This is a genomic window from Tumebacillus sp. BK434, assembly GCF_004340785.1.
GTDB lineage: Bacteria > Bacillota > Bacilli > Tumebacillales > Tumebacillaceae > Tumebacillus_A.
Window position 1 is genome coordinate 156,382 of the sequence record NZ_SLXS01000006.1, and the last position, 25,701, is coordinate 182,082.

The following is a 25,701-nucleotide window of genomic DNA, read 5'->3' on the forward strand; positions in this document are numbered from 1 at the left end:
CGCAAGCGGGGCGGAGGGAATCGTAAGGAGGAAGGAGATCGAAAGGGGTCACGTGATTTGAAAAAATTGCTGCTTACAGCTTGTCTTCCTTTGACCTTGCTCACCTGCTCCCTGCAAAACCAATGGAGTGTTGATCTACAACCAACAGCTGCGGGCCAAGCACCGCATGCGGATGCGAATGCGGCGCTGCAAGCGCTGCGGGACGGGAATGCACGTTTTGTGATGAATCGACTGGAGCATCCCCATCTCTCAGCGGCACGCCGTACTGAGGTTGCGTACGGGCAGCATCCTTTTGCGATGATCCTGAGTTGCGCCGATTCCCGCGTGCCGCCGGAGCAAGTGTTTGACCGCGGGCTTGGCGATCTGTTTGTCGCTCGTGTCGCCGGCAACGTCGTCAGTGACGAAGTGCTGGGCACGCTGGAATACGGCGCCCTGCATTTGCAGGTACCGCTGATCGTGGTGCTGGGACACGAGAGATGCGGGGCTGTAGAAGCTGCTGTGCAAGGTGGTGAACTGCCGGGTCATACGAAAAGTGTGGCAGAGCGGATCGCTCCCGCTGTGCAGGAAGCGAAGAAGCACAACCCTCCCGATCTGGTGGAGGAGTCGGTTCGCATGAATGTGAAGTTGGTGGTGGAACAGCTTCAGAAGTCTCAGCCTGTGCTGGCCGCCATGATCCAGCAAGGCAAAGTCAAAGTCGTGGGAGCGCGGTGTGACCTTGACACGGGAGTGGTGGACTGGCTGTAGGCAGCCAGTCTTCGCCCAGGTCAAACGAATAGCGAGGCGGCGATTAAACATTGAGCGGCGTAATAGGTCACCATGACGGCCAGTTCCCCGGTGAGCGAATTCTTCATGAATCGACCCCATGCGAGAATGGCATCGGAGACCATAAAGGATACCGCACCTGCCAGCAGCAAGCTGTCGCCTGCCCGGACAGCCGACCAGACCATGACGAGGATCACCAGAATGTAGCAAGCGACAGCGACAAGCAAGCCTGCCCCTCCCGCTGACCGAACGCCGCGGAACAGGAGGAGGAAAAATGCGAGGCCGAACAATGCTAAAGCGATGGCGGCTCCGATGGCGGAATCGCTCCCCGCGCTCTGCTGAGAAAAAGAGACGATGTAACAGAGATGGGCAGCCAGAAACGCGACCAACCCGGAAAGAAACCGGTCGCTTGGCAAGACCAAAAACACATCTCCCGCCAGCGAGAGCACCAGTCCGATCAGAATCCATACGGCCTGCGATTCCCCAACATCCGCTCCCATCCATGCCATCATCAGTATCAAGAGCATCGTCAACGGCTTCCAGACGTAACGAGCCTTCGTCCATCCGCGTGCAATCGCCGCCAGATCCAGCGCTCCGCTTACGATCACCGCAACTGCGATCCCTAACATGTTCATAGCCCCCTTTTCGAAACCGAGCGGAGAACTCCGATCGGTCGTTTGCTTTTGTATTTAAAAGATACAGAATCTTTCAGGGGAAGGAAAGAGTGAGAACTGTAAAAACGGGTTACCCACCGCACAAACGCCGCCGACATCTGTCGGCGGCGTTTGTGCGAATCGCTTCTATTCAAGAAACCCCATGAGGCGTCTGACCTTGTTCGCATTTTGCACAGAGGTGAGCATCTCCAGCAAGGTAAAGGCAACTTCGAAGGCGGTCGAAGGGTTGTAAGAGGTGATGATATTTTGATCCACCACGATCGCTTGATCCGGAATGACATGGGCGCCGTAGGCGGCGAGCTGTTTTTGGCGGATGCGATCATTGAGATTGTAGGTGGTCGCACGACGGCCATGCAGCACGCCGCTTTTGCCGAGCACCAAAGCCCCCACGCAGATCGAGGCGATCACTTTTCCTTGCGCGTCGAACGCCCGGATCAGTTCGAGAACATCCTCGCGGTACGCATCTTCATAGAAACCGGCCGTTTCAAATCCACCGGGGAGCGCCAAGGCGTCAAAATCATCGACCTTGACGTCCGACACCAACAGATCGGGCAGCACTGTAAAAGCAAACGTGCAGCGCAGCTTTTCACGGGTGCCGACCGTGATGATTTCCGTTGTGCCGTCGCCCTCTTCTTGGTTCCAACCGATCACATCTGAAAATACGCTGGCTTCGACAGCTTCAAAGCCGTTCGGCAACAGCAGGCAAACTTTTTTCATGTTGATCACTCCCGATTGTTTTGAGATGAAGCGGTACCGGTACTACTTGGATGTTATACTACAAGTACCGATTCGTAAAACTGAATTCACTGAAGATATCGATTAGAAGATCTGATAACGCCAAGTGCCGGGGGAGGGAATCCTCATCGAAATCCGTCAGTTTCAAACGTTCAAAACGGTCGTCGATCTGAAAAGTTTTACCAAAGCTGCCCAAGCGCTGCAATATTCGCAGGCGACGATCACCTCTCATATTCAACAGCTGGAAGCGGAGATGCAGACCCCGTTGTTCGATCGGCTGGGCAAGAAAATCGAGCTGACCGATTTCGGCCGCGAGCTGTATCCGTATGTGGAAGAATTGCTGGTGACGTATTCTAAGATCCAGTTTCTGTCCGCCGGGGATCACCGGATCAGAGGGGAGCTGCGGCTTGGAGCGTCCGAGACGATGACGATCTACAAACTGGGGCCGATCTTGTCGGAGTATAGACGACGCTACCCTGAGGTGAACATCTCCCTGATCAATGACGATTGCATCAATCTGCGCGGGCGCATCCATGCGGGAGAGATCGACCTTGCCATCGTCTTGGAAGCGCGCGTCGAAGATCCCAACTTGACCGTTGAAGTCTATTCGGAGGAGCCGCTGGTCTTTATCGGCGGCGCGGACCTGCCGATCCAACATGTGGAGCAGGCCGACGGGGAATGTATGATTTTCACCGGAAAGGAATGCTCGCTGCGGCGATTTTTTGAGACCTATCTGGCGGGGAAAGGGATCGATACTGCGAACAGGCTGGAGTTTACCAGCATGGAAGCGATCAAGCAAAGCGTGGTAAGCGGTCTTGGGATCAGCTTGATCCCTGCCGTGAGTGTCGAAGCGCTGCTGCGCGAGCACAAGGTCAAATCGTTAAGCTCAGCAGAAGGGCAGCCGCTTTTTTATGCCCAGGTGGTGTATCACAAGAACAAATGGCTGTCACCGGCACATCAGAAGTTTCTGGCGTGCATGTTTGAGAGCGTGGAGGCGGGCGGCGGGAAATAATCGGATGCTCTGCGCCTTCGAGTACTGTGGATAAGGCGATTTCGTGGTCGTATACGACCGTTCCAAAAAAACAGCCGATCCCAAAATGACTGTTTTTCTGGACAGATCCCGTCTCTTTCTACAGAGGGGGTAAATAGATGCCGGTTTTGAATGATGTGGAATGTGTGCAGAACGCGATCCGAGGCGATCAAGATGCATTTGGACAGCTCATCAACAAGTATTCCAACGCGGTTTGCAGTGTAGCATATAGTCTGATGAACGATTTTCATATCGCGGAAGACATCGCGCAAGAGGCATTCGTGAAAGCTTGGTATCGCTTGGATCGTCTGCGGGAACCCGACAAGTTTTGCCCATGGGTCATGTCTATCGCTCGCCGTTTGTGCATCGACCGGCTGCGTAAAGCGCAACCTGCTGTCCATCCACTGAGCGAGTGGGAAGTCATCCCCGATCCTGTCACCTTGGAGGAGCAGGTGGAGCGGGCAGAGCACCGCGCTGTGATTCGGCACGCGCTCCAAACGCTTGATCACAAGCATCGCACAGCGCTGGTCATGTATTACTTTGGCGGTTTCCCCGCGAAAGACATCGCGAGGCTCCTCGATACCCCTCTCACCACGATCGAAAGCCGTTTGCGGCGAGCGAAAGATAAATTGAAGAAGGAGTTGTTCCTCTTGGTTCGTGAAGAGTTGGAAGCTTCCCGTTTGGACGAATCGTTTGAGAAAAAGGTCCGGGCGCAGATCAAGTCGCTTTTCCATATGCAAATTCCGGTGGAACGGTTGGACGAGTCGATCGAATGGTACAAGCAACACCTTGGCTTCCAGCTCCGGGAGCACTACGGAACGTGTGCATTCCTCAGCCTCTCAACAGGACCGATGCTGATGCTATGGCAGACAACCGATGGGAGCACGGCCAATTTTACGGTCAACGGAAACATGATGCCTGTGCTGTTGTACGCGACAGACGATGTGCATGCCCTGCATGATCAGTTGCAGGCAGCAGGCACCCCGATCGCCCACTATCAGGATGACGGGTTCGGCTGGGTCCTTAAATTTTTTGATCCGAATGGGAACATGTGGGGTGTCATTCAGGAGAAGAAATAAAAACCAACGGTCGAACAGACCGTTGGTTTTTCATTTACAACCCCAGCTTGCTTCCTTTTTCCAAGCGCAGAATCGTCTTCTCCCCGGTATCGGCGAGCTCGCGGAACTGGTTGATGGTGTCGCGCATCTTCGGCAGCGCTTCCTGCTTGTAGGTGCTGATGGAGTCAAGGGCCGAGAGCACATCGGTGAACGCTTGCTTGAGCGTATCCACCGATACGGTGGAAGCGATCGCCTGCTTTTGAATGGCAGCACCTTGATCTTTTAACAGACGAGAAGTGCCGGCGATGATCTCGTTGGTGGTCTGGTTCAGCAGCTCGATTTTTTTCAAGACGACTTTCTGATTGTATAAGGCGCTGGCCACCGTCACAGCGATCTTCATCGCCGAAATGGTCACCGTCTTGGCGCGCTCCACGCCGCGGATCAACTCGCGGTTGTTGCGGATGACGACTTCATACGCCATGACGCCTTGCTGGTTGACCACCAGCATCTGCTGCATGTCCATCACACGCTGCCGGAGCGGGAACAAGATCTCTTCGGTGATGAAGCGAACTTTGTCAGGGTCTTCATCACGAGCTTTGGCAGCTTCGATCTGGGCTTCGATCGCTTCATCCATGAAGCTGCCAAGCTGGATCTCCTGCTTCAGTTTCTTGGTCAAGGCGCGCAGGGAGTGCTGCTCGATCTCCAACGTCGTGTTGTCGTTCTTCAGCGTATGTTTCCCTTTCTCCAAGGACAGGACGATGTCGGAGATGACTTCATCTGCTTTCTGGTATTTCAGGAAATAGGCGCGCAGCGGATTGAACAGCTTCCCGAGCAACCCGGTCTTCGTGAAATCCACGAGGCTCGGGTCGAGGTCTTTCAACTGCACCTGCAGCTCCGTCAGCCCTTTGGCGACAAGTCCGCCTTCATCACCTTTTTGCGACAGTACGCCGACCGACACTTGCAATAGCGAGTTCTTGTCCGAAGACGTCCGCATCGTCGGCAAGCCAAACGATTCGATCGAGGACATGATTTCTTTGCGCTTTTCCAGCGAGTCGGTGTCCAGCTCCATGATCGAAACCACGTTGGTGAGCGCCATCTCCTTGAGCTTCTGAACTTCTTCCGGGACCGGTTGGATCTGCTCTTCGATGACGACTTTGATTTCTTCTGTGCTCGGCACTTCCATCGAGAATGACATGTGAAACACCCTCCTTTTCTAGGAATCGAATCTACATTTGTACATTGAAGAGATTGCCAAGTTTATAGATGACATCATCGGTGTCAGCGTTAATGCTGGCCGCTTCATTGATGCTGGAAATGCTTTGCAGCGCTTTGATGTCCGCATTGTAGCCTACGGTATAGACGGGAATCTTATAGGTTTCGATTAACCCTTTCACATCTCGCAGCGAATGGCCTTTGTTGGTTTCGCCGTCGCTCAACACGAAGATCAGCGGTTTCACGTTGGGATTGACCTTCATTTCGTCTTGCAGCATTTTCAAGGCGACGATAATGCCGTCAAACGTGGCGGTGCCGCCGCTGGCCTGCAGGCTGTTGACCGCTCCGACGAACAGCGACTGCTGGGTGGTGTTGTACTCGCTGATCGGCAGATTGATCGTGACGTTGTCCGAATAGGAGACCAGACCGATGCTGTTGCCTTTGCCAAGGAACTTTTGCGCTTTCAACAGCGATTCTTTCAATTGGTTGATCGGTGCGCCTTCCATACTGCCCGACACGTCGGTTACGAAAACGGCCACGATCGGCTTGTTGGCATCTTTTTTGTCTTTCCAAAGCTTTTGGGCGGAAGTCAGCAGGTTGCCGTCAATCGCGCCGAGTTCAGACTTGTAGGCCTCCTGGCCGTTGAATCCTTTCTCTTTTGCCGATTGCTGGTATTTGTCTTGCGTGACAAAGTCGGAGAATTTCTTGAGGACGTCGAGCTTTGCTTGCGGAAGGTCGCCAATCGCATACAACGGGCTGTCATGGCGAACGCCAAACGGCGTGAACACATAGCCGCTCTTCAAGTCTGGGTTGTTGACGTACGTCTGATATTCCAGCACAAATCCATCGAGAGCGCCCGACTTCGCGGCCTCACGCATTTGCAGCGTGGTGGAAGCGGTGAAGGGGACATTTGCCTGGAAGGTACCGAAACCTTGAACCGCTTTGTCGCTTAACAGATCGGAGCTGTCGAACGTGGTCAGCGTGGTGACGAGGAAGTTCAAGCCGGTGGAGCTGGCGAAAGGATCGGTGTAGCCCATGGCAATTTCGTTGTGGGAAACGGCCTCTGTGACCGTTTTGACATTCACCGCACCGTATTTCGAGATCAGTTGGTCGTGCTTGGCTTTCGACATCACGATCCCCGGCACGTTGCCGGTCAGCCGCTTGGCCACCAGTTCGGTCTTGATGCCGTGCGATTTGACCATTTCACCCCAGAGTTCATTGGACGGGGTATAGGCGTCAGGTTTGTACTTGCCGGAAATGATGTAGTCCATGGCCGTGCCGGACGCAATGTTGCGGATTTTGACCGAGACGGATTGGCCGCCGACTTGGATGCCCGCTTTGTTGAAGTCGTTCGCCACATCATTGAGCCAGCCGTCCGCGCCTTGGCCCGATTTTTCGGTCGAGGAGAAGATCTCCACATACGTATCGGTCGTGTTCTCGACCGATACGGGAAACTTCGAGATATCGGGCAGCGAGGAGCCGACATCTACCGGGTCGAGGTCAATCTGTCCTTTGGGCGGCGTTTCTTTTTTCACCGTGATGTCGGCGTACAGCTCTGCTAATTGCTCGCTCGCGTTTTCGGCCGTCACTTGGACGTCAGACTTGCCAAAGTTGGCTGTCAAATTCACACCAAGATAGACGAGGAGAAAGACGGCGACCAAGATCCCTCCCAGCAACAGCGCTTTGTTTTTCATCATGAGCGTCACCCTTTCATTTATAAAGTTTGGTCTGCCTGATCAGGTCATCGATCTCCTGAATGCAAGACATCGTCTCGATCTCTTCGGGATCGAAATGATCCAAGCGGGAGACTTCCAGCAACAGCTTGTCGAGCCGGAGCAGGATCTCTTCATTGGTGTTCAAGGAATCTTTCACGAATTGTAAATATTCATGGTAGACGTTCTCTTTTTCATGGAGCAGTTCTTTCGAGAGCGACGATTCGTCCGAATCGCTGATCTTCGTGGACTCAGCGGAAGAAAACAGATGCAGCCGGCTCAGCATGCTTTTCATATTTCGATAGAAGAGGTTTTCCACCGACTGGATCACAGCGGCGAACTTCGTAAAAGTCATTTCGCTCTCATCAAATCTCTGTTGCAAGACATCATATAAAGTGTTCTTCTTCTGCTCGATTCGCTCCAGTTGCGACAGTGCGAGGTCGATGTCTCCGGCCAGTCCTTTGACACGCTTGAAACGGCTCAACGCGGCTGCAAGATCGTCACGGCTCTTGATCTCAGGGACAGCGGGGGGCGGTGTCGGCTTGAAGAGAAATTGATAGCTGAGCGACAGCAGAATCAGCAGACTGGCGACGATAAAGGTGACACCCAGCGCGGTTTCCAGCGCTCCGGCTCCGCGCAGCTGCAGGCCGAGCAGACCGGGTGAAAACACGACGATGTTGGCAACGGCGATGCCGAGAATGAGTCCGCTGAGTTTAGCGAAATTATAAAAAGTAAATTTTTGCAATCTGCTCCCCCTCCTCATTGCAAGATAATCTAGCATTACCAAAGAGTTACTGAATATCCTCATCTTACATAATAACGGTGTTTAGCTAAAAAGCAAACACCGCCGTTTCAACCGATGATGCTGATGTGAATATTTATCTTCGTCAGCAACGGAGCGCCTGCAATCGCCGGCGTGATCGATGTTCTTGGTAGCAAGGGCTAATCATTCTGTTAAATGATCATTCTTGATGTTAGGATAGAGAGGAAAGGATGGAGAAAGGAGTTGTTTCTATGAACAATCAACAATTGTTCGCCGCTTTTGCCCAACTTTCCACCCCGTTGCTTGCCGATGCGTGTCTGCGGTTGAAGATTCCGTATCGGATGGCGCCGGCAGGGCTGCGTCCGGTCTCGGCAGCGGCGAGAACGGCGGGTCGGGTGCTGCCGGTGCGGCACTATGGCAGCGTCGATATCTTCTTGGAAGCGATGCATGCGGCCGAAGCCGGGGATGTGCTGGTCATTGACAATCAGGGCCGCACGGAAGAAGCCTGCATCGGGGACCTGACCGTGTTAGAAGCTCAGGCCAGCGGACTCGCCGGGATGGTGGTCTGGGGGCTGCATCGCGATACTGCCGAGCTGATCGAGATCGCGTTCCCCGTCTTTACGTACGGCGCGGTACCGACCGGTCCGCTGCGATTGGCACCGCGCGAGCCGGAAGCACTGCAATCGGCTGTGTGCGGCGACTTTACGGTCAGTGCGGAAGACGTGGTGTTTGCTGACCATGACGGGGCGCTGTTTGTGTCCGGCCATGCGGATCTGCAGCAACTGATCGATGTTGCAGAGAGCATCGCCCGGAATGAACGCCGCCAAGCGGACTTGATCCGTTCCGGCCAGACGCTCCGCGATCAACTGCGTTTTGCCGAGTATCTGGAAAAGCGCTCGGCCGATGCCAACTACTCCTTCCGCGAACATCTGCGAGGCATTGGCGGCTCGATCGAAGAATAGCGAACATGGCCTGCAGGTAAGAACTGACCTGGGGGATGCGACGTGTGACAATCACGCAGGAAGGACCCGTGAGGGTTCTTCTTTTTTTCGACTGCAGGGGTTACACTCAGGAAGAGGTGAATGGGATGGATCAGATTACGATGGAAGTGATACAAGACGGCAACATCGAGTCCTGCCGGGAGTTGTGCAATGAACTGATGGCGTTTCAAAAGTCGCTGGCCGTGATCGCGCCGGAGAGTTTTGACACGATGAATTTTGATACCCGGATGAAGAAAAGCTATGCCAACGCCTTGGCGAGCCAAGTCATCGTGGTCAAAGACAACGGCTTGCCCGTCGGCTATGTGTTCTCGACGATCGACAACATCGAACACAGCAAAAACAGGATTCCCGCCTGGGCACCGGTGGCAGACCCCGAGACGACGCAAGGGTTTTATCCGGAATGGGAGGATCTGCCGAACAAGGTGGGCCTGTTGAACAATTTGTATCTCCGAGATGAGTATCGGGCGCTGGGACTGGGTACAAAGCTGTTCGATCTGGCGATGGAGTGGCTGGAGAGCTTCGACGATGTGGGTGTCATTTTTGTCTTTATCTCCAACGGCAATGATGCGGCGCTGCAGTTTTATTTGAGCCGCGGGTTTACGTTCAGCCACGATGTGTTTGGCGGTTTTATCAAAGCAGTTTATAAGCGTGTGTGATATAATATCCCCATGTATAATTCGTCATCCGAAATAATTGGAAATGAGTGTGTGGTACGAGATGAACATGGGGTATGTGTACGCAGTGCTGGCCTATATCATGTGGGGGTTGCTGCCGATCTATTGGAAGCTGTATGAGGAGATCGGGGCGGGGGAGATCCTGGCGCACCGCATCATCTGGTCGGTCGTTTTTGTGATGATCTTGCTGACGTTCTCCAAGCGCTGGAGCAAATTGAAACGGTCGGTGCCCGATTTGAAAAGCAGGCTGGCCGTGGTGATGTGTTCGATCCTGATCACGGCGAACTGGCTGATCTATATCTGGGCGGTGCAGAATGGCCGGATTTTGGAAGCGAGCCTCGGCTACTACATCAATCCGCTGGTCAACGTGTTCCTCGGCGTCTTTCTCTTGGGGGAGCGCCTGTCGAAACTCCAGTGGACCGCGATCGCGCTCGCCGGAGTCGGGGTGCTGATCACGACGCTGTCCTACGGGCAGTTCCCGTGGGTGTCGATCACGCTGGCCTTGTCGTTTGCATTATACGGCTACACGAAGAAAAAAGTTCAGGTCGATCCGACGGTCGGACTGTCGCTGGAAACGCTGGTCGTGCTGCCGTTTGCTCTGCTCTACCTCGCGTTTGTGGAGCACGGCGGACAGGCGCTTGAGGTGCTGTCCGGCTGGAAACTGGCGGGACTGACGCTGGCCGGTGTGGCGACGGCGCTGCCGCTGCTGTTCTTTGCACAAGGCGTGAAGCGGCTGCCATTGTCGGTGATGGGCATCATCCAGTACATGTCGCCCACGATCTCGCTATTGCTTGGTGTGCTGGTGTACGGGGAAGAGTTCACATCCATTGAGCTGCTCAGCTTCGGCTTGATCTGGAGCGCCTTGGTGCTGTATACGCTCCAAATGTTGAAAAAGCCCAAACTTGTCGCGGTGCCGGCCGGCGCGGCCAAAACGTCATGATCCCTTTGGGGCTCATGGAACCTGCAAGTACGAAAAAGGTTACTCTTGTGAGTAACCTTTTTTGCATCTCTTCGCTTCATTCAGTGTGAGGAAGCACTTCTTCTGCCCGTGCGGGCGGCACGATGAATTTTTTGATCAGGCGCAGACTGTCTTTGTGGCGCGAGACCAACCCTTTTTTGTTGTCAAACTTCTTGGCGATGTCGCCCGGCTTGGATGCCGGCTTCAAGAGCGGGTTGCGGCGGGAGACCATGCCGTTGCTGAGGTAGAAGTTGTGTGTGATCACCGTCTTGTTCGCGCGCAGGACGAATTCGAGGACGGCAAACAGCTGGTCGAGGTCGCGGGAGATCATTTTGAACGAGTCGCGGAACAAAAAGGAGATCTCGCCGCGTTCGATCCCCTGCAGATCTTCTAGCAGGCTGCCGTCGGCGAACTGCTCCAGAGGCGGCAGTTCCGACCCGGCTGCCGTGACCGCTTCGTACGTCTTGGGCAGGCGGGTGCTGCGGGCGAGCTGGTCAAAAGCAGCCCAGGCGAGCGGATACTGTGCGGGCAAATGGTGGAACGGGTCTGCGTCGGGCGTGGAAAGTTCACCGGCTGCTGCAGCCAGGTCCACGCCGGAGAAAAATTCGACCGCCTGCGTGGTGATCGCCCGGATGTCGGTGTCATCGAGCAGCCCATGTGCGCCGTGCAGGTCCTGCAGCAGCGGGCTGTAGCGGATCGCCAGCACGACGAGCGGGCCGGCTTCGCGGTGAAACGGCATGTAAAACGTGGCTTCTTCCAGGGCAGGCTGGAGCAGAGCGGCGCGATAGCCGGTATCGTTCCAGCGCGCCAGCAGGGCGGTCAGGCGCTGCTCGATGTCGCCGGTCACAGCAGCCACGGTGTCAGCGTTCAGTTCTTTGTGCTGCAGGAACACGCGCAAGTGTTCCGTGAGATAAGCCGAGATAGGATTAATGATCGATCACTCCTTGGGATTGCTGTCAATCTATACAAGTATTATCGCCTGAGGCGTACTTGTCAATTCCAGCGATGATGCAGCGCGTTTTTTCGTTAAGGGGTGGACAGGAAGTCGGCCTACCGATCTCGAATCAAAAAGAGTGGAAGGGAAAGGGTGTGTGTGGAGGAATGCACTTTTTACGGCCGTATGCCAAAAAATACGCAAAGCCATTTAGTATCGCAGTTCTGTTTTTAACGTTTGAAGCTTTGTGCGACTTGATGCAGCCGACGATTATGTCGATGATCATCGACGAAGGCATCGCCAACCGTGATTTGAACTACGTGTTCAAGATGGGCGGGCTGATGCTGTTGATCACGGCGCTCGGCGCGGTGGCCGCCTCCGTCCGAAACGTGGCGGCAAGCGTGGTGTCACAGAACTTCGGGACGGAGTTGCGCTCCGATCTATATCGGAAAATTCAGTCACTCGCCGCCCGCAACTTGGACCGATTCGACCAAGCCTCGCTGATCACGCGGCTGACCAACGATGTGACGCAGGTACAGACGTTTGTGAACGGGATGATGCGCATCTTCGTCAAAGCCCCGCTGCTCTGCATCGGCGGTTTGATCATGGCGACCCGGCTCAACGCGGAGCTCGCCGTCGTGCTGCTGATCGTCGTGCCGATCGTCGCGGTGCTGATCATCATCAACATGAAGATCGGCTATCCGTTTTTCCAAAAGGTGCAGAAGTCGCTCGACCGCGTGAACGGCGTGATGCGCGAATATCTGTCCGGCGTGCGCGTGGTCAAAGCGTTCAACCGCTTCGATTACGAAGTGGCGAAGTTCAGCGGCGCCAATGAAGAATTCCAGACGCGCTCCGTGGCGGCGGCGCGCGTGATCGCCGTGTTCAGCCCGGCGATCATGCTGACCTTGAACATCGGGATCGTCGCGGTGCTGTGGATCGGCGGCGTGCGCGTCGACCAAGGCAACATGCAGGTCGGACACATCATCGCGTTTACCAACTACATGACGCAGATCCTCTTCTCGCTGATGCTGATCTCGATGGTGTTCAACATGTTTGTCCGCGCGCGGGCATCGGCCGGACGGATCGGGGAAGTGTTTGCTGAAGAAAATGCGATGAGCTGGCACGAGGAGCCGCCCGCTCCTGTCGCCGAGCAGCAGGGCAGCATCGCTTTCGAAAACGTGACGTTCGCCTATGACGGCGAGCCGGTGCTGAAAAACATCACGCTGCAAGTCCAGCCGGGGGAGACGATCGGGCTGATCGGTTCGACCGGCTCCGGGAAATCGAGCCTCGTCGGGCTCCTGCTCCGCTTTTATGATCCGGATGCAGGAACGATCACCATCGACGGCGTGAACATTCAGGAAGTCAACCCGAAGCATCTGCGGGAGAAGATCTCGATCGTGCCGCAGAAGACGACGCTGTTCACCGGCACGATTTTGGAAAACATCCAGTGGGGCAATGAACACGCCACGTTCGAGGAAGTGGAGCGGGCGGCGCGGATGGCGGAGGCGGAAGAGTTTATCGCCAAAACTCCGGAAGGCTATCACACTCGCCTCGGCCAAGGCGGGGTCAACCTGTCCGGCGGGCAGAAACAGCGCCTGTCGATCGCCCGCGCCCTGGTGCGCAACCCGGAGATCCTGATCCTCGACGACAGCACCAGCGCCGTCGATGTGGCGACAGAAGGCAGGATCAAAACGGCGCTGAAAACGTACGCGCAAGGCTTGACCTGCATTCTGATCGCCCAGCGGATCACCTCGGTCATGGACGCCGACAAGATCGTCGTGCTCGACCAAGGCGAGATCGCCGGACTTGGCACGCATGATGAATTGATGTCTTGCTGTGAGATCTACCAGCAGATATACCGGTCGCAGATCGGCAAGGAGGTGCAGTAGCATGGCGAACGCTTCGAAACGGCAGGAGCAGGCGCCGCCCGCGCCGGCGATTCCGGGGCGGCCGGGCGGATTTGGCCAGCGAAACGGCCCGGTCGTGAAGCCGAAAAATTTCAAAGCCACGCTGAAACGGCTCTGGGACTATTTCGGCAAAGAGCGCAAGATGCTGTCCCTGATCTTCGGGCTGATCCTCGTCGATGCGGTGATCATGTTTACCGCGCCGTATCTGATCGGCCGCGCGGTCGACGCGATGTCGGCCGACGGGAGCCAGGATTTTGGCCTGTTGGAAGTGACGGTGCTGGTGCTGCTCACCGCGTATGTCGCCGATGCGGCGCTGACGTTTTTGCAAGGCTGGCTGATGGCCGGCGTGGCGCAGCGGATCGTGAAAAATCTGCGCGGGTCGCTGTTTGCCAAACTGCAGAAGCTGCCCGTTGCCTTTTTTGACACGCGCACGCACGGGGAACTGATGAGCCGCTTGTCCAACGACATCGACAACGTGAGCAATACGATCTCGCAGTCGACGACACAGCTGATGTCCGGCTCGATTTTGATCCTCGGGACACTGGGGATGATGATCGCGCTGAGCCCGGTGCTGACGCTGGCGACGCTGTTCACCATCCCGCTCGTCTTCTGGCTGACCCGCTCGATTGCCAAACGCACGCGGGTGCTGTTCAAGAACCAGCAGATCGAGCTCGGCAAGCTGAACGGCCATATCGAAGAGACGGTCACCGGGCTGCAGGTGGTCAAAGCGTTCAACCATGAGCACAAGGTGATCGAAGAGTTTGAAGCGGTGAACCAGCGGCTGCGCGAAGTGGGCTTGAAGGCGCAGATCTGGTCGGGTTTTCTGATGCCGATCATGAACGTGATCAACAACCTCGGCTTTGCGGTCGTCGCCGTGGTCGGGGCGGTGCTGGCGATCCAGGGCGATGTGACGATCGGGATCATCGCCAGCTTCTTGACCTACTCGCGGCAGTTTGTCCGGCCGTTGAACGACTTGGCGAACACCTTTAACGTCTTGCAGTCGGGCGTCGCCGGGGCGGAGCGGGTGTTTGAAGTGCTCGACGAGCAGGAAGAGCCGGCCGACCGCCCGGGCGCGGTGGAACTGAAAGACCCGAAAGGCCATGTCGTGTTCGAAAACGTGAGCTTTGGCTATCGGCCGGACGTACCGATCTTGCAGGACGTCAGCTTCGAATCTCCGCAAGGCACCAGCACGGCGCTGGTCGGGCCGACGGGGGCGGGCAAGACGACGGTGGTCAACCTCTTGACCCGCTTTTATGATGTGACGGGCGGGACGATCTATCTGGACGGACGGGACATCCGCGATTACACGCGGGACAGCTTGCGCAAAAGCTTTGGCATCGTGCTGCAGGACACCTACCTGTTCTCGGGGACGATCAAGGAAAACATCAAATACGGACGCCCCGATGCGACCGACGAGGAAGTGGAGACGGCGGCGAAGATGGCGAATGCGGACGTGTTCATCAAGCGCCTGCCCAAGCAGTATGACACGCAGCTCTCCGAAAACGGCAGCAACTTGAGCCAGGGGCAGCGCCAACTGCTCGCCATCGCGCGGGTGATCCTCGCCAAGCCGGGACTTTTGATCCTCGATGAGGCTACGAGCAGCATCGACACGCGCACCGAGCTGCACATTCAGGAGGCGCTGCTGCAGATCCAGCAAGGGCGTACCTCGTTTCTGATCGCACACCGTCTGAACACGATCCGCGATGCGGACACGATCATGGTCGTCGATCAAGGTCACATCGTCGAGCAGGGCAGCCATGATCAGCTGATCGAGCAGCAGGGACGGTACTACAACATGTTTGTCAACCAGTTCAAGAACCTTGAATCTGCGCTAGAGGACGATGAAAAAGGCCGCGGACTCGCTTGAGTCTGCGGCCTTTTCCGCTCTTGATTGGCATATTTCAACATTTAGTGACATTTCATGTAGATGTAAGCCGCGACAAAAGGAGGAAGTTATATGCCGAAACGGATCTGCATCGACCCCGGCCATGGCGGGTACGACCCGGGCGCAGTGGCCAAAGGGGTGCGGGAAAAGGACATCACGCTAAAAATCGGGCTTCAGTTGCGCGACCTGCTCCGCAAGGCTGGTTTTGAAGTGCTGATGACACGGGAGGCTGACGTGTCGCCGGGTGGCTACCCGCAGGTCGCAGCCGACCTGCGGGAGCGCTGCCGCATCGCAAATACTAAGCAAGTGGACGTGTTTCTGTCCCTCCATGTCAACGCCGGGGGCGGGCGCGGCGCCGAGATCTATGTCTATGGCCAGGGCGGCCCGATCGCCAGTTTGGCGAAAGGCGTGATCACAGGCGTCTCGACGATCTGCGGCACGCATGGACAGGCGGTGCGCGACGGTGGTCCGAACGGCACGGGTTTCGCCGTGATCTGCAACACAGAAGCGGATGCGATGCTGCTGGAGATCGGCTTTATCGACTCGGACGATCTGCAGAAAATTCAAGCGAATCTTGATAAATTCGCCCCGCTGATCTGCCGTGCGTTTTGTGAGTTTTACAAGCTGAAGGTTCCGGACGATCGTGCGGACGATCAGGAGCCGCCGGTGCCGCAAATGCTCGACCGCCAAGCGGTCGACCTGGTCATCGCCCAGCTGGGTGCGCTGACCAAGACGGGGACGGACGAGGTGCTGGTCGCCTGCAACTATGCGGCTAACTCGCTGCGCCGCGCGCTGTCCTTGCCGATCACCCAGAACAAAGGCATCCCGACTCCCCGCGCGGCCGATCGCGTGATCGACGTGTTGGGCGCGCTGTGGATGTGTGCGGAGGACGAGGACATCCAAGACGCCTACCACTATGCGGCCGATGCGCTGCGGGCGGTGCAGTCGCAGCGCTTCATCGGCTGAGCTACTTCAGTTCCTGACAGACCATGTTCACGCTGCCGAACGAAGGGGCGCGGTTTTTGTTTGCCTGCAGCTGATTTATGGTAAGCTATGGGCAAAGGAGGAAAGGAACTGATGGCCTCTCATTTTTTTACCAAATTAGGTTTGGCGCTTTTTCTCGGCCTTCTCATAGGGATCGATCGCCAGCTGCGCAACAAGCCGCTCGGTGTGAAGACGAGCATGGTGATCTCGGTGGCGAGCTGCCTGATCACGATTGTGTCGATCGAGTCGGTGCACCGCTATTCAGAGCCGGGCCACACCACGATGGACCCGATGCGCCTCGCCGCCCAGATCGTCAGCGGGGTCGGCTTCCTCGGCGCGGGCGTGATCTTGCGCCGCGGCGATGATGTGATCTCCGGTCTCACCACCGCCTCGATGGTCTGGGCGGCGTCCGGGCTTGGCATCGCCGTTGGCGCAGGCTTCTATCTGGAGTCGATCACCGCGATGGTGCTGATCATCCTCGCGATCAACCTCTTTCCGGCCTTCATCAAGCGCGTGGGGCCGAGCTCGCTGCGGGAGCGGGACTTGTCGGTCAAACTGATCGTCGATGTGGACAGCAGCGAAGAGCTCGACCAGATCTTCAAACAGATCAAGCATCTCGACATGCAGGTTCGGCGCGTGAAAATCAAAGACTACGAGCAAGACTACCAGCTCTTAGAGATGATCCTCATCGCGCCGAAAGACCGCTACACCACCGATGTCTACGTCTCGCTGAAAAGCCTGCCGCACATCGTGACAGTGGAAGTGCACAGCAAGTAGAAGCAAAAGGGAGCAGAGGAGGGAGCAGGATGGAAAGACAGATCACGTCGGAGTGCGGCCGAGCCCTTGTCGGGCAGGTGCGCGAGATCGCGCTGCGGCTGCCGGAAGCGACGGAGGCGGTGGACAAGTTTGGGCATACGTCGTTTCGGGTGCAGGACAAGCCGTTTGTGATGATGGGCGAAAGCGCAAAAGGCACTTCGCTTTCCTTGAAAGTGCTGAAGGAGACGCAGGAAGTGCTGCTGCAACGCCCGGGCTTCACGAAGACGCCGTACATCGGGCAGCACGGCTGGGTCTCGCTGGATACGAACTCAGCGCTGGACTGGCACGAGATTGGAGAACTGATCACCGAAGGCTACCTGCGCAGCGCGCCGAAGCGCCTGCAGAAACAAGTAATGACGCCCTAGCGACAGGGCGTCATTTTTTATTCGTGCTGCAGTTTTTCCAAGATGGCGAGCGGTAGTTCGAAGCGGCAGGTCTTCAGCGGGTCGACGACCTGGCAGATCTGCAGATTGCCGCCGATGCTGAGCAGGGCGCCCGCTTCATGCTTGTTCAAGCCGCATTCCGTCTCCAGATACTGCACCATGTTCCGGGTCGCCGTCGACGCCGCATCGTCGAGCAGGTGCGCGGAGGCGATGGTGTAGAGGTGGGTGTCCGTCTTCGCCATCGGCAGCGGCCACGTTTTGCCTTTGACCACCGTCAAGGTCACCGTGACTTCGCCTGCGATCTCCACGCCGCAGACGCCGACTTCGCCGTCGCCCATCGCTGCGTGCAGGTCGCCGAGCGCAAACAGCGCCCCCGGCACGTTGACCGGCAAGTACAAGGTCGTGCCTTCCCGGATCACTTTGCAGTCCATGTTGCCGCCGTGGCGGTCGGGCGTGCCGCAGGAGACCGGGTCGCCGGCCGGCGCGGTGCCGATCACGCCGATCATCGGATTCAGCGGTAACGACAAGCGCTCAGAAAAAACGGCCGTGCCGTCCTGAATCGGAATCATCCGGATCACGTTCTCTTCCAGCAAGTCCCCGATCACGCCAAGGCCCGGTCCGGTGACCATCACGCCGCGGTCGCCGATCGCGATCTGTTCGATCTGCACCTGCAGGATATCGCCAGGCTCTGCCCCCTCCACAAAAACCGGGCCGGTCGCCGGATTGATCCGGTCCCAGTCCAGCTCGGCAAACGGCGTATCGGTTGCCGTAATCTGATTCTCGAAACAATCGCAAGTCTCAAACACCACACGCGCGCCGTCTTCCACCGTCAGCACGGGCGCATGCTCGGCCGACATCGCGTAGATCAGCTCGCGTTTTGATACTCGGTACATGGCAGACACCTCTTTTTCGCAGTTCTATGTTCTTGTATCCTAATTTCGACCTGAGTGGAAGCGGCACCTTGCGGCTGCTTCAGTTTTTCGCAGTCGATTGGGCAGATTTTACGTTGATACTGCTTGGCAACTTCTTCGATCGCAACGTGCAACAGTGGCTGCACATGGTGGTAAAATAGGGGCATGAGGTGAGAAACTTGAATCTGCAAGCCTATCAGCAAATGGTCAGCTCGATCAGCCAGCTCCTGCCCGCAGAGGCATCGATTGCGCTGTCCGATCAGTCTCAATACCTGTTATACCGACCCAGCGGTGCGATCAACTTGAACATCCATCCCGGCGACCCGTTGAAGCACGGGTCGATCGCCGAACAGACGCTGGCGGCGGGGAACAAAGTCGCTCATTTCGTGTCGCCCGAACTGTTTGGCGTCCCGTACTACGGATTGGGCACGCCGCTCTATGATGAACACAACCGCGTGATCGGCGCGATGACCCTGATCGTACCGCCGGAGCGCTCACATCTGTTTCCGGCGATCCCACGTGTGGAATACATCGCTGGCCATGCTGACAACCGGATCGTGCCGGTGCATGAAAGCGAGATCGCCTACTTCTCCAGCAACGAAGGCACGACCTACATGCACACCCAAACGGAAGTCTTCAAAGTCAAACAGACCCTGCAGGCGCTGGAATGGCTCTTGCCGAGCCACCAGTTCATTCGCTGCCACCGCGCGTTTCTCGTCAACATCGGCTGGATCGGCGAGATCCAGCGCCATTTCCATTCGACCTTTCTGCTGCGGATGAAAGACGAGCCGGAATCAAAGCTTCCGGTCAGTCAAAAATATGCGAGCGCGTTTCGCAGCTTGCTCGGCTTTTAGAGGAGGCAAACAGCCTCCTTTTTTCTGTTTTGACCCCCGATTCTGCTGTTCTGCGCCAAAAGCGAGACGAGCTCTTCCTGCCGGTGCTAGAATTGTGAAAGCGTTATCATATGGTCATTGGGGGTCATAGAGATGATGGAACAACGGATACGAAATCGAGCTTTTTTCGATAAAATAATGAGTTCTGAACAAGCTTCCCTGCTGATCAAAGACGGCATGACGGTAGGTCTCAGCGGCTTTACCCGCTCCGGCGACGCGAAAGTCGTGCCGTTGGCTTTGGCCGATCGCGTGCAGAAGAGCGGTGAACAACTAAAAATCAACCTGATCACCGGCGCTTCGATCGGCGATGAAGTGGACGGCGTGCTCGCCGAAGCCGGCCTGATCCACAAGCGCTTGCCGTTCCAAAACGAGCGCAAGATGCGCGGCAAAATCAACGCCGGCGAACTGCTGTTCATCGACCAGCATCTCTCGCATACTGCGGAGCAGGTGCGCAGCGGCTTCCTGCCGCCGATCGACGTGGCGATTTTGGAAATCGTCGCGATCACCGAAGAAGGATTCATCATTCCGTCAACGTCGGTTGGCAACTCGTCCATCTTTGCGGAGCTGGCCGGACAGATCATTCTGGAGTTGAACGTCGCCCAGCCGCTGGGGCTGGAAGGGCTGCACGACATTTACGAGCCGGGGCAGCGCGGACAGCGCCAGCCGATCCCGATGACTTCGGTCGAGCAGCGCATCGGTACGCCGTATATCAAGATCGATCCGGACAAAGTGGCGGCAGTCGTGATCACCGAAAAATCGGACTCGACTTCGGCGATCAAAGCGCCGGACGAAGAGACGGAAGTGATGGCCGGGCACCTGATCGACTTTTTCGAGCAGGAAGTAAAAAAGGGGCGCCTGCCGCGCAGCCTGGCACCGCTGCAGTCGGGCATCGGGTCGGTGGCGAACGCAGTCTTGCACGGGTTCTTGAAATCGGATTGCACCGATCTGGAAGTGTATTCGGAAGTGCTGCAGGACGCGGTGTTCGATTTGATGGATGCTGGCAAGGTGAAATTTGCCTCCGCCTGCTCGATCACCTTGTCGCCGGAGCGGGCGGCCGATGTGATCCCGAACATCGACAAGTACCGCGACCGCATCCTCTTGCGGCCGCAGGAAATCTCCAACCACCCGGAGATCATCCGCCGTCTGGGCTTGATCTGCATCAACACGGCGATCGAATGCGACATTTACGGCAACGTGAATTCGACGCACGTGATGGGCACGAACATGATGAACGGTATCGGCGGCTCAGGCGATTTTGCCCGCAATGCGCTGCTCGGCGTGTTTGTCACCAAGTCGACCGCCAAGGACGGCAAGATCTCCTCCATCGTGCCGTTTGTCTCCCATGTCGACCACACCGAGCATGATGTCGACCTGATCGTCACCGAACAGGGCCTCGCCGACCTGCGCGGCCTTGCGCCCCGCGAACGGGCGAAAGTGGTGATCAACAACTGCGCGCATCCGCTGTACAAGGATGCCCTGCTCGACTATTACAACGCTGCTGTCAAGCGCGGCGGGCACACGCCGCATCTACTGGAAGAAGCGTTGGGCTGGCATGCGAACTATTTGCAGACCGGCTCAATGATGTAAAAGCTGAAAGCTGCACACTCGAGAACGCCACAGGAAATTTCCTGTGGCGTTTTCAGTTTTTGTGATAAAATACGACATAAACAAATATTGGGAATGAGGCGAATGTGCCGACATCTCGAGTGAAGATGCAGGGGAGAATGGGGAAGGGAATGTGGGTAGATGATAAAAAAACGTTTTCGGAGCGGCCTGTCGCTCTTGGTCGTGCTGGCGGCGCTTCAGGTGTCGGCGGTCGGTTCGGCTAGTGCCGGTCAGGTGGTACAGGTGACGGAGGGGATTCAATATGCGGTCAAACTGCCCCGGCCCTACGTGATCCGCACGGCGACGCGCAGTGAAGTCTGGACGAGCGAAGTGCCGATCTTGGAATATCATGCGTTTTCGAAGCAGCAGAAGCAAGACGTGTGGTACGTCGCCGCCGATGCGTTTGAGAAGCAGCTGCGCTATCTGGCGGAGCACGGGTACAACTCGATCTCGTTTCAGGATCTGGCCAAAGCCTGGTACGAGAATCGTCCCTTGCCGCCTAAGCCGGTGATCCTTTCGATTGATGACGGCTATATGAACAACTATACGATCGCCTATCCCTTGTTGAAGAAATACAAGATGAAAGCGGTGATCTTCCTCACCACGAACATGATCGGGGCCGATGCCAATCATGTTGGCTGGCGGGAGATTCAGGAGATGGAAGCGAGCGGCCTGGTGACGTTTGAAGCGCACGGGGTCAGCCATCAATACCTGACCAAAATCCCCGAGGCGCAAGCAAGGCGGGAAGTGTTCGAAGCGAAGCGGGTGTTGGACGAGCGGTTGGAGCATCCGGTCGTTGCCTTCAGCTATCCGGGCGGCTATAACAGCCCGAAGATCCGCAGCACGGTCAAAGAGGCCGGCTACCTGTTCGGCACGGTGGCCAAAGGCGGCTATGCATCGATGTCGCAAGGCGCGTATGAACTGCACCGCATCATCGTCAACGGGAAAGAGCCTCCCTACCAGTTTGTGAAGAGCCTGAAGTAGCACAGAGAAAATAGAAAGAGCTTGGTATCGGCCGATACCAAGCTCTGTTTGTGTTCGATTCGTCTAGGAGAACCAGATTCAACTACCGGAAACATCGCAAGCCCTACCTCTCTTGCGACCATATGGCTCCGAAGACCATGCCTGTTTGAATCCTAGTTCACTTGTGTGAAGCATTTCGAGCAACGTATACAAAATTCTTCTCTATCAATCCGATTCTCAAACGATCGTCGTTGTGACTTGCGGGAATGTAATGCAATACTTTCAGCAGTAGACAGCTTATATTATATCCCGCGTTGGGCCAAGAGTCAATGGCTTTCTCAAGCAGATGTGATCAGCTGAGTTACGATGAGCCGTCTCTACTCGCTGAGTGTGAGGGCGTGATAAGATAGATTGTAGTACACGAAGGTAACGGAGGTTTTGAAAAATGGGTGGATCTTGGGAGGATAGCTATACGGGACAGCTGCGCAAGCGGGTCGGTCATCAGAAGTTGATCATCCCGTCTGTGCGGGCGGTGATTTTGAATGAGCAGGGCGATGCGCTGTACATCGCGCGACGCGGTGAAGGGTCGTGGGGCATGCCGGCTGGGTCGATCGAGCTGGAGGAGACGATTTTCCAGTGCCTGCAGCGGGAAGTGTTGGAAGAGACCGGGCTTCGCGTGCTGTCGGCAGTGCCGTTTGCGGTGTACACGTCTCCCGATTTGTCGATCACCAACCGGTTTGGCGATGCGTATCAACTGTTTGAGTTTGCTTTTCGAGTCGAGGAATGGACGGGTGAACTCGTTCAGGAGACAGATGAAACGGTCGGGGCGAAGTTTTTCCCACTGGATGACGTTCCAGAAATACGCGATCCGTTTTGGAAAACGCATCACGAGCGCGTGATTGCCGACTTGAAGGCGTTTCAAGGGCAATTGCTGCTCAAATAAGACACAACAAGAGGAAGATCAGATCGATCTTCCTCTTGTCATGTGCGGCTTGCGGATGCGCAGCGCCATCACGGCGGCGAAGACGCAGACGATGCCGGAGAGCACAAACGGCAAGGTGTAGCCGTGGAACCAGGTGTGCAGGAGACCGGCTTCATAGGCGGCTGCTGCAGCGCCGAGCTGATGGGCGGCTGCGATCCAGCCGTAGATCATGCCGACTCTCTCCTTGCCGAAGATGTCGGCGGTCAGGCGCACGGTCGGGGGGACGGTGGCGATCCAGTCGAGACCGTAGAAGACGACGAAGAGAAACAGCCACATGCCGCCTGCCTTTAGCGCCAGAGGCAGGAAGACGAGCGACAGTCCGCGCAGGCCGTAGTACCAGAACAGAAGCCAGCGGTTGTCCCAGCGGTCTGACAGCCAGCCGGAGATCGTCGTGCCGACCAGATCGAACAGCCCCATCAAGGCCAGCAGCCCGGCGGCGGTGACGACCGGAATCCCGTGCTCGATGCAGGCCGGGATCAGATGCGTGCCGATCAGCCCGTTCGTGGAGAATCCGCAGAAGAAAAACGTGCCGGCCAATAGCCAAAACGCGCCGGAGCGCGACGCTTCTCGCAGCGCCAAGAGCGGCTGCAAGAGCAGATTCCCTTTTGGCTTGACCGGCTCCGGCTCTTCCTCAGCGGCGCCGTAGGGCAGCAGACCGATATCTTGGGGCCGTTCGCGCATCAGGAAGGCGACCAGCGGAATCAGCAAAAGCGCTGCCAGTGCAGCCGTCCACGCTGTGGCGCGCCACGAAGCGCTTTCTGAGAGCTGCGCCAACAGGGGCAGGAACAACAGCTGTCCGGTCGCCGCACTCGCCGTCAGCAGGCCGACGACCAGCCCGCGATGCTCGACAAACCAGCGGTTGGCGACCATCGCGCCGAGCACGCTGGCCATCGACCCGGTGCCGAGTCCGACGACCACGCCCCACAGGAGATTGAGCTGCCAGGCGGACGTCATCACCGTGGTCAGCGCAATACCTGTCGCCAGCAGCGACAAGGCGATGATCATCATCCGTTTGATCCCGTAGCGGTCCATGAAGGCGGCAACGAACGGCCCGGTCAGTCCGTACAGCACCAGATTGATCGACAGGGCGACCGACACCACGTCGCGGCTCCAGCCGAACTCCGCTTCCAGCGGCACCATCAGGATGCCCGGCGTGGAGCGGATGCCGGCCGTGACCAAGAGCGCCAAAAAAGTGACGCCGACAACGATCCAGCCGTAGTGCAGTTTCTTCTTCAAGATGATTCCTCCGTTTCGATGAGTCCGATGTTGCTGTTTTCTATTCTACTCGCGTTATATAATCAGTGCATACGAACGTTTCGATTCAAACCATCGAAAAAACTGAAGGGAGGAATAGGGATGGATCTGAAACAGCTGGTGACATTTCGCACCGCGGCAACCGAGTTGAGTTTTACCCGCACGGCAGAAGCGCTGAATTATGCGCAGTCCAGCGTGACGGTGCAGATCCAGGCATTGGAGGAGGAGTTTGGTCTGCCGATGTTTGAGCGGCGCGGCAAAAAGGTGACGCTGACCGAGCCGGGGGAGCGGTTGCTCCTCTATGCCGAGAAGATCCTGAGCCTCGCCGAAGAAGCGAAAGCGGTCGTGTCGCAAGGGCAGGAACCGTCGGGGACGCTTCGGATCGGCACGCTGGAAAGCTTGTGCGCCTATCGCCTGCCGCCAGTGCTGCGCTGTCTGCATCAACAGTTCCCAAAAGTGGAGCTGGTGTTCCGGCCGGGGTTCCATGCCGATTTGCAGAGCGTGCTGGCGCAGGAACTCGATGCGGCCGTCGTGTTGGAGCTGCCGATCGAGTCGCCGCACTTGGTGAGCGAAGTACTGCAGGCGGAGCAGATTCTCATTTTGGCTGCCCCTGATCATCCGCTGGCGCAGCAGGATCTGGTACGGCCGGCCGATTTTGAGCAGGAGAGCTTGCTGTTGACCGAGACGGATTGCCGCTATCGGCAGCTGTTTGAGCAGGCGCTGGGCAAAGCGGGCGTGCATCCCTTGCGCAAAACGGAGTTCTCCAGCGTGGAAGCGATCAAACAATGCGCGATCGGCGGGCTTGGCATCGCCGTGCTCCCGGAGATGTCGGTGGCGGCAGACATCGAGCAGGGGCGTCTGCAGCCGCTGGAGTTCGACGGGCCGGAGATCGTCTTGTACACCCAACTGGTCCGGCACAAAGACAAGTGGCTATCCCCGGCCCTGCAGGCATTTTGGCAGTTGGCGCGGGAAACGCTGTAACTGAGGCGAGCGGCGCTGCGTCTACTCTTGCATACATACAGGAGGGATGGACATGCAAGACTATGTAAAAGAACTGCGGGAGCTGGTCGGCAGCCGGCCGCTGATCCTGGCCGGTGCGTGCGCGATCTTGCGGGATGAGGCCGGGCACATTTTGATGAATCTGCGGACGGACAACGGGTATTGGGGCTTGCCGGGCGGGATGATGGAGATCGGCGAAACGCTGGAGGAGACGGCGAAGCGGGAAGTGCGGGAGGAGACCGCTTTGGAAGTGGAGTCGCTGTCGCTGTTTCAAGTTTTCTCCGGGCCGGAGCTGTATTACGAGTACCCCAACGGAGACAAAGTGTGCAACGTGACGGCCGCCTATGTGGTCGAGTCGTATACCGGCGAGATGCGTGTGAACGAAGAGAGCAGCGAACTGCGCTTTTTTGCCCCGGAGGAGTTGCCGGAGCAGATCACGCCGGCGATCGTGCCGATTTTGCGTGCGTATTTGCAGCGGTAAAGCAAGAGGAAAGAAAGCCAAGGCAGAGGCTGGTATTATCCCCTCATGGTAGACAAGAGAAAAAGGACATCGATAAGATGGACTTATCCTTGTTGACCGGAGGGGATTTTTTATGGCTAAAAAAG

The 25,701-nt window shown here is 56.8% G+C and carries 25 protein-coding genes; 17 read left to right on the forward strand and 8 right to left on the reverse strand.

Annotated features, from left to right (window positions below):
* Window positions 1-57 precede the first annotated feature (57 nt).
* Window positions 58-744 (forward strand): carbonic anhydrase, encoded by a 687-nt coding sequence (locus EV586_RS15895; protein ID WP_207893923.1) that lies wholly within the window; start codon window positions 58-60, stop codon window positions 742-744.
* A gap of 20 nt (window positions 745-764) precedes the next feature.
* On the opposite strand, the gene EV586_RS15900 is transcribed toward EV586_RS15895, so the two are convergent.
* Both EV586_RS15900 and EV586_RS15905 read right to left on the reverse strand, forming a co-directional pair.
* Entirely contained in the window at window positions 765-1,391 is a 627-nt protein-coding gene (locus EV586_RS15900) for a lysoplasmalogenase (protein ID WP_165898643.1), read from the reverse strand.
* A gap of 171 nt (window positions 1,392-1,562) precedes the next feature.
* A complete protein-coding gene (locus EV586_RS15905) occupies window positions 1,563-2,153 on the reverse strand; it encodes a DJ-1/PfpI family protein (RefSeq protein WP_132946091.1) in 591 nt (196 codons plus the stop codon).
* A 124-nt stretch (window positions 2,154-2,277) separates the two neighbouring features.
* On the opposite strand from EV586_RS15905, the gene EV586_RS15910 reads away from it, so the two are divergent.
* Both EV586_RS15910 and EV586_RS15915 read left to right on the forward strand, forming a co-directional pair.
* The gene (locus EV586_RS15910) at window positions 2,278-3,183 is read left to right on the forward strand and encodes a LysR family transcriptional regulator (protein WP_243653056.1); all 906 of its coding nucleotides are present in this window, start codon (window positions 2,278-2,280) and stop codon (window positions 3,181-3,183) included.
* A gap of 137 nt (window positions 3,184-3,320) precedes the next feature.
* The gene (locus tag EV586_RS15915; RefSeq protein WP_132946092.1) at window positions 3,321-4,280 is read left to right on the forward strand and encodes a sigma-70 family RNA polymerase sigma factor; all 960 of its coding nucleotides are present in this window, start codon (window positions 3,321-3,323) and stop codon (window positions 4,278-4,280) included.
* 34 nt (window positions 4,281-4,314) lie between these two features.
* Here the strand turns inward: EV586_RS15915 and EV586_RS15920 are convergent, their stop codons facing one another.
* From EV586_RS15920 to EV586_RS15930, 3 genes are read right to left on the reverse strand one after another with little or no spacing between them, the layout of a single operon-like run.
* Window positions 4,315-5,454, reverse strand: coding sequence for a toxic anion resistance protein (locus EV586_RS15920; protein WP_132946093.1), 1,140 nt, complete (start codon window positions 5,452-5,454; stop codon window positions 4,315-4,317).
* Window positions 5,455-5,485: 31 nt separating this feature from the next.
* Complete coding sequence (locus tag EV586_RS15925) at window positions 5,486-7,168, reverse strand: vWA domain-containing protein (protein WP_481937768.1); 1,683 nt, start codon at window positions 7,166-7,168, stop codon at window positions 5,486-5,488.
* 13 nt (window positions 7,169-7,181) lie between these two features.
* On the reverse strand, window positions 7,182-7,928 hold the full coding sequence (locus tag EV586_RS15930; RefSeq protein WP_132946094.1) for a hypothetical protein: 747 nt from the start codon (window positions 7,926-7,928) through the stop codon (window positions 7,182-7,184).
* 269 nt (window positions 7,929-8,197) lie between these two features.
* Between EV586_RS15930 and EV586_RS15935 the strand changes: the two genes are divergently transcribed.
* The 3 genes from EV586_RS15935 (at window position 8,198) to rarD (ending at window position 10,561) form a co-directional block, all read left to right on the forward strand.
* The gene (locus tag EV586_RS15935) at window positions 8,198-8,908 is read left to right on the forward strand and encodes an RraA family protein (protein WP_165898644.1); all 711 of its coding nucleotides are present in this window, start codon (window positions 8,198-8,200) and stop codon (window positions 8,906-8,908) included.
* A 125-nt stretch (window positions 8,909-9,033) separates the two neighbouring features.
* The gene (locus EV586_RS15940; protein WP_132946095.1) at window positions 9,034-9,603 is read left to right on the forward strand and encodes a GNAT family N-acetyltransferase; all 570 of its coding nucleotides are present in this window, start codon (window positions 9,034-9,036) and stop codon (window positions 9,601-9,603) included.
* A gap of 61 nt (window positions 9,604-9,664) precedes the next feature.
* A complete protein-coding gene (rarD, locus tag EV586_RS15945; RefSeq protein WP_132946096.1) occupies window positions 9,665-10,561 on the forward strand; it encodes an EamA family transporter RarD in 897 nt (298 codons plus the stop codon).
* A gap of 76 nt (window positions 10,562-10,637) precedes the next feature.
* Here rarD and EV586_RS15950 read toward each other — a convergent pair whose 3' ends face one another.
* A complete protein-coding gene (locus EV586_RS15950; protein WP_132946097.1) occupies window positions 10,638-11,471 on the reverse strand; it encodes a hypothetical protein in 834 nt (277 codons plus the stop codon).
* 209 nt (window positions 11,472-11,680) lie between these two features.
* Here EV586_RS15950 and EV586_RS15955 point away from each other — a divergent pair, with 209 nt between their 5' ends.
* The 5 genes from EV586_RS15955 to EV586_RS15975 all read left to right on the forward strand — a co-directional run bounded on the left by EV586_RS15955 (window position 11,681) and on the right by EV586_RS15975 (window position 17,470).
* A complete protein-coding gene (locus EV586_RS15955; protein WP_132946098.1) occupies window positions 11,681-13,402 on the forward strand; it encodes an ABC transporter ATP-binding protein in 1,722 nt (573 codons plus the stop codon).
* Between the two features lies 1 nt (window position 13,403).
* On the forward strand, window positions 13,404-15,287 hold the full coding sequence (locus tag EV586_RS15960; RefSeq protein WP_132946099.1) for an ABC transporter ATP-binding protein: 1,884 nt from the start codon (window positions 13,404-13,406) through the stop codon (window positions 15,285-15,287).
* Window positions 15,288-15,377: 90 nt separating this feature from the next.
* The gene (locus EV586_RS15965; RefSeq protein ID WP_132946100.1) at window positions 15,378-16,271 is read left to right on the forward strand and encodes an N-acetylmuramoyl-L-alanine amidase family protein; all 894 of its coding nucleotides are present in this window, start codon (window positions 15,378-15,380) and stop codon (window positions 16,269-16,271) included.
* 111 nt (window positions 16,272-16,382) lie between these two features.
* A complete protein-coding gene (locus tag EV586_RS15970; RefSeq protein WP_132946101.1) occupies window positions 16,383-17,066 on the forward strand; it encodes an MgtC/SapB family protein in 684 nt (227 codons plus the stop codon).
* Between the two features lie 29 nt (window positions 17,067-17,095).
* A complete protein-coding gene (locus tag EV586_RS15975) occupies window positions 17,096-17,470 on the forward strand; it encodes an MmcQ/YjbR family DNA-binding protein (protein WP_132946102.1) in 375 nt (124 codons plus the stop codon).
* Window positions 17,471-17,487: 17 nt separating this feature from the next.
* Here the strand turns inward: EV586_RS15975 and EV586_RS15980 are convergent, their stop codons facing one another.
* Entirely contained in the window at window positions 17,488-18,381 is an 894-nt protein-coding gene (locus tag EV586_RS15980) for an acetamidase/formamidase family protein (RefSeq protein ID WP_132946103.1), read from the reverse strand.
* Window positions 18,382-18,578: 197 nt separating this feature from the next.
* On the opposite strand from EV586_RS15980, the gene EV586_RS21660 reads away from it, so the two are divergent.
* The 4 genes from EV586_RS21660 (at window position 18,579) to EV586_RS16000 (ending at window position 22,803) form a co-directional block, all read left to right on the forward strand.
* A complete protein-coding gene (locus EV586_RS21660) occupies window positions 18,579-19,253 on the forward strand; it encodes a LytTR family DNA-binding domain-containing protein (protein ID WP_132946104.1) in 675 nt (224 codons plus the stop codon).
* Window positions 19,254-19,388: 135 nt separating this feature from the next.
* Window positions 19,389-20,879: an acetyl-CoA hydrolase/transferase family protein gene (locus EV586_RS15990; protein ID WP_132946120.1), complete on the forward strand. Its 1,491-nt coding sequence runs from the start codon at window positions 19,389-19,391 to the stop codon at window positions 20,877-20,879.
* Window positions 20,880-21,038: 159 nt separating this feature from the next.
* A complete protein-coding gene (locus tag EV586_RS15995) occupies window positions 21,039-21,881 on the forward strand; it encodes a polysaccharide deacetylase family protein (RefSeq protein ID WP_132946105.1) in 843 nt (280 codons plus the stop codon).
* Window positions 21,882-22,305: 424 nt separating this feature from the next.
* Window positions 22,306-22,803: an NUDIX domain-containing protein gene (locus EV586_RS16000; protein ID WP_132946106.1), complete on the forward strand. Its 498-nt coding sequence runs from the start codon at window positions 22,306-22,308 to the stop codon at window positions 22,801-22,803.
* An 18-nt stretch (window positions 22,804-22,821) separates the two neighbouring features.
* On the opposite strand, the gene EV586_RS16005 is transcribed toward EV586_RS16000, so the two are convergent.
* A complete protein-coding gene (locus tag EV586_RS16005; protein WP_243653058.1) occupies window positions 22,822-24,078 on the reverse strand; it encodes an MFS transporter in 1,257 nt (418 codons plus the stop codon).
* Between the two features lie 120 nt (window positions 24,079-24,198).
* Between EV586_RS16005 and EV586_RS16010 the strand changes: the two genes are divergently transcribed.
* Window positions 24,199-25,077 carry a LysR family transcriptional regulator gene (locus EV586_RS16010; RefSeq protein ID WP_132946108.1) on the forward strand — a complete coding sequence of 293 codons (879 nt, stop codon included), beginning with the start codon at window positions 24,199-24,201 and terminating at the stop codon, window positions 25,075-25,077.
* A 52-nt stretch (window positions 25,078-25,129) separates the two neighbouring features.
* Window positions 25,130-25,576 carry an NUDIX hydrolase gene (locus EV586_RS16015; RefSeq protein ID WP_132946109.1) on the forward strand — a complete coding sequence of 149 codons (447 nt, stop codon included), beginning with the start codon at window positions 25,130-25,132 and terminating at the stop codon, window positions 25,574-25,576.
* The last annotated feature ends 125 nt before the right edge of the window (window positions 25,577-25,701 follow it).

Excerpts from the sequence above, each read along its gene's own strand:
- EV586_RS16015 (WP_132946109.1), top strand. The coding sequence starts at position 25,130 with ATGCAAGACTATGTAAAAGAACTGCGGGAGCTGGTCGGCAGCCGGCCG.
- EV586_RS15970 (WP_132946101.1), top strand. The coding sequence starts at position 16,383 with ATGGCCTCTCATTTTTTTACCAAATTAGGTTTGGCGCTTTTTCTCGGC.
- rarD (WP_132946096.1), top strand. The coding sequence starts at position 9,665 with ATGAACATGGGGTATGTGTACGCAGTGCTGGCCTATATCATGTGGGGG.
- EV586_RS15925 (WP_481937768.1), bottom strand. The coding sequence starts at position 7,168 with ATGATGAAAAACAAAGCGCTGTTGCTGGGAGGGATCTTGGTCGCCGTC.
- EV586_RS15965 (WP_132946100.1), top strand. The coding sequence starts at position 15,378 with ATGCCGAAACGGATCTGCATCGACCCCGGCCATGGCGGGTACGACCCG.
- EV586_RS15920 (WP_132946093.1), bottom strand. The coding sequence starts at position 5,454 with ATGTCATTCTCGATGGAAGTGCCGAGCACAGAAGAAATCAAAGTCGTC.
- EV586_RS15980 (WP_132946103.1), bottom strand. The coding sequence starts at position 18,381 with ATGTACCGAGTATCAAAACGCGAGCTGATCTACGCGATGTCGGCCGAG.
- EV586_RS15915 (WP_132946092.1), top strand. The coding sequence starts at position 3,321 with ATGCCGGTTTTGAATGATGTGGAATGTGTGCAGAACGCGATCCGAGGC.
- EV586_RS15995 (WP_132946105.1), top strand. The coding sequence starts at position 21,039 with ATGATAAAAAAACGTTTTCGGAGCGGCCTGTCGCTCTTGGTCGTGCTG.
- EV586_RS15905 (WP_132946091.1), bottom strand. The coding sequence starts at position 2,153 with ATGAAAAAAGTTTGCCTGCTGTTGCCGAACGGCTTTGAAGCTGTCGAA.
- EV586_RS15990 (WP_132946120.1), top strand. The coding sequence starts at position 19,389 with ATGGAACAACGGATACGAAATCGAGCTTTTTTCGATAAAATAATGAGT.
- EV586_RS16010 (WP_132946108.1), top strand. The coding sequence starts at position 24,199 with ATGGATCTGAAACAGCTGGTGACATTTCGCACCGCGGCAACCGAGTTG.
- EV586_RS15960 (WP_132946099.1), top strand. The coding sequence starts at position 13,404 with ATGGCGAACGCTTCGAAACGGCAGGAGCAGGCGCCGCCCGCGCCGGCG.
- EV586_RS15935 (WP_165898644.1), top strand. The coding sequence starts at position 8,198 with ATGAACAATCAACAATTGTTCGCCGCTTTTGCCCAACTTTCCACCCCG.
- EV586_RS16000 (WP_132946106.1), top strand. The coding sequence starts at position 22,306 with ATGGGTGGATCTTGGGAGGATAGCTATACGGGACAGCTGCGCAAGCGG.
- EV586_RS15975 (WP_132946102.1), top strand. The coding sequence starts at position 17,096 with ATGGAAAGACAGATCACGTCGGAGTGCGGCCGAGCCCTTGTCGGGCAG.
- EV586_RS15955 (WP_132946098.1), top strand. The coding sequence starts at position 11,681 with ATGCACTTTTTACGGCCGTATGCCAAAAAATACGCAAAGCCATTTAGT.
- EV586_RS15900 (WP_165898643.1), bottom strand. The coding sequence starts at position 1,391 with ATGTTAGGGATCGCAGTTGCGGTGATCGTAAGCGGAGCGCTGGATCTG.
- EV586_RS15940 (WP_132946095.1), top strand. The coding sequence starts at position 9,034 with ATGGATCAGATTACGATGGAAGTGATACAAGACGGCAACATCGAGTCC.